This window comes from Mesorhizobium sp. M7A.F.Ca.CA.002.15.2.1 (assembly GCF_003998715.1).
GTDB lineage: Bacteria > Pseudomonadota > Alphaproteobacteria > Rhizobiales > Rhizobiaceae > Mesorhizobium > Mesorhizobium ciceri.
This window is the reverse complement of the sequence record NZ_RZPI01000795.1, coordinates 1-2,389: the sequence shown is the minus strand read 5'-3', so window position 1 is coordinate 2,389 and position 2,389 is coordinate 1. Positions and strand designations below refer to the sequence as shown.

Annotated in this window: 4 protein-coding genes; all 4 read left to right on the top strand. The window is 64.0% G+C overall.

What is annotated here, in order from left to right:
• Positions 1–543, top strand: a 543-nt coding sequence (locus ENZ74_RS29415) for an arginase family protein (protein ID WP_206522351.1), incomplete at its 5' end; no start/stop codon positions are given.
• Positions 544–625: 82 nt separating this feature from the next.
• Positions 626–1,432 carry a transporter substrate-binding domain-containing protein gene (locus tag ENZ74_RS29410; protein WP_013528437.1) on the top strand — a complete coding sequence of 269 codons (807 nt, stop codon included), beginning with the start codon at positions 626–628 and terminating at the stop codon, positions 1,430–1,432.
• 6 nt (positions 1,433–1,438) lie between these two features.
• Positions 1,439–2,095, top strand: coding sequence for an amino acid ABC transporter permease (locus ENZ74_RS29405; protein ID WP_024502057.1), 657 nt, complete (start codon positions 1,439–1,441; stop codon positions 2,093–2,095).
• Positions 2,092–2,389, top strand: a 298-nt coding sequence (locus ENZ74_RS29400) for an ABC transporter permease subunit (protein ID WP_164761297.1), incomplete at its 3' end; no start/stop codon positions are given. The genes ENZ74_RS29405 and ENZ74_RS29400, both read left to right, overlap by 4 nt.

Below are 2,389 nucleotides of genomic sequence, written 5' to 3'. Positions count from 1 at the left end.
AAGGCCCCGGTGGGGTTGATCCATATCGACGCCCACTGCGACACCAGTGGCCTGTTCGACATGACCAAGTTCCACCATGGCGGCCCGTTCCGCAACGCGGTGCTTGACGGCGTGCTCGACCCGACGCGCACGATCCAGATCGGCATCCGCGGCTCGGCCGAATATCTGTGGGAGTTCACCTACGAGTCCGGCATGACCGTGGTGCATGCCGAGGAGGTGACCGGCCTCGGCATTCCGGCGATCATCGAGAAGGCGCGCAAGATCGTCGGCGACGGCCCGACCTATGTCTCCTTCGACATCGACAGCGTCGATCCGGCCTTCGCGCCGGGCACCGGCACGCCGGAAGTCGGCGGTCTGACGACGCGCGAAGTGCTCGAACTGCTGCGCGGCCTCAAAGGTCTTAACATCGTCGGCGGCGACGTCGTCGAGGTGGCGCCGCAATACGACTCGACCACCAACACGGCGCATGCCGCCGCACAGGTGCTGTTCGAGATACTGAGCCTGATGGTGTTCAGCCCGGCGATAACAGGCAAGGGCGCCTGACGTCTAGAAAAGCAAAGGCAGCCGCCGCGCTGGAGCCGGCGGCCGACCCGAACAAACAAAGCTTCCAGACAGGGGAATGACAATGACAATCCGTAAGACATTTGCCTCCATCGCCGCCGTGCTGATGCTCGGCACGGCCGGTTTCGGCCTCGCAGTTCAGGCCGCTAGCGCCGATGCGCTGGCGGACATCACCAAGGCCGGCACCATCAATGTCGGCGTCTTCGCCGACTTTCCGCCCTTCTCCTCGGCCAGCGCCGACATGAGCCTCAAGGGCTATGACATGGATGTCGCGCAATACATCGCCGATACGCTCAAGGTGAAGCTCAATCCCATCGCCGTCACCGGCCAGAACCGCATCCCGTATCTGAACGATCATCGCGTCGACCTGCTGATGAGCGTCGGCTATTCGAAGGAACGCGAGCAGGTCATCGACTTCGCCGCTGCCTACGCGCCCTACTACATCGCCGTGATCGGTCCGGCAGCGCTTGCCGTCAAAGGCAAGGAAGACCTCGCCGACAAGTCGATCGCCGTCAATCGCGGCACGCTGGAAGACACCTCGCTCACCGAGGCAGCACCGGCATCGGCCGACATCAAGCGCTTCGACAACTACAATTCGGTGATCCAGGCCTTCATCTCCGGCCAGACGCAGCTGATGGTCGTCGGCAACGATGTCGGCGCGCAGGTGCTGGCCAAGCAGGACGCACTGAAGCCGGAGCAGAAGTTCCAGCTTCTGACCTCGCCCTCGCATATCGGCCTCAACAAGAACGAAGACGGCCTGAAGAAGGCCGTGAACGATGCGGTCGCCAAGATGCTGGCCGACGGCAAGCTGGACGAAAGCTCGAAAGCCTGGCTGAAGACGCCGCTCAATCCCGACAATCTCAAGGATTGAGTTTCCGTGGCCTTTGGCTGGCTCCCGGGTGCCCTGGGCGACATCGCGCATGGCGCGGCCACGACGATCCTGCTGATCGCCGTGACCACGCTGGCCGGAACGCTGCTCAGCATCCTGGGTGCCGCGGGGCGGCGAAACGGCCCGGTGCTGCTCAAGCGGGCAATCGCCTGCTATGTCGAGGTGATGCGCAACACGCCGTTCCTGGTGCAGTTGTTCTTCATCTTCTTTGGGCTGCCCAGCCTGGGCGTCCGGCTCGACCCGCTCCTGGCCGCCATGCTGGCGATGACGCTCAACATGGCGGCCTACACCATCGAGATCGTCGGCGCCGGGCTTGACGCCGTGCCCGGCGGGCAGACGGAAGCAGCGCTGGCCCTTGGGCTGCGGCCACGCCAGGTGTTCGTCAAGATCGTGCTGCCGCAGGCGCTCAAGATCATCTACCCCGCGCTCACCAGCCAGATCGTCATCATGATGCTGGAGTCCGCCGTCGTGTCGCAGATCGCCGTGCGTGAGCTGACCTACGAGGCCGACATGCTGCAGGCACGCACCTTCCGCTCCTTCGAGACCTATTTCGTCGTGACGCTGGTCTATCTCGCTCTGTCGATGGCCTTGCGCCGGCTGCTGGTGTCAGGCGGGCGCCGCGCGCTCGGAGCCGGTGTGTCATGATCGAGTTCACCTTCTGGGACATCGTGCGCAACCTACTGCTCGCCGCCCGCTGGACGGTGCTGCTATCGCTGGCCGCCTTTATCGGCGGCGGCATCGTCGGCATGATCGTGCTGTTCTTCAGGATCGCTGAGAACAAATGGAGCCGGCGTGTCGCCTCCGGCTACATCGCCCTGTTCCAGGGGACGCCGCTCTTGATGCAGCTGTTCCTGATGTTCTTCGGCCTGCCGATGCTTGGTCTGCGCATCGAACCCTGGACGGCGGCGGCGCTCGGCCTCACCTTCTTCGCCAGCGCCT

What these genes read in the sequence shown, in the direction of transcription:
- ENZ74_RS29410 (WP_013528437.1), top strand. Translation starts at nt 626, where the DNA reads ATGACAATCCGTAAGACATTTGCCTCCATCGCCGCCGTGCTGATGCTC.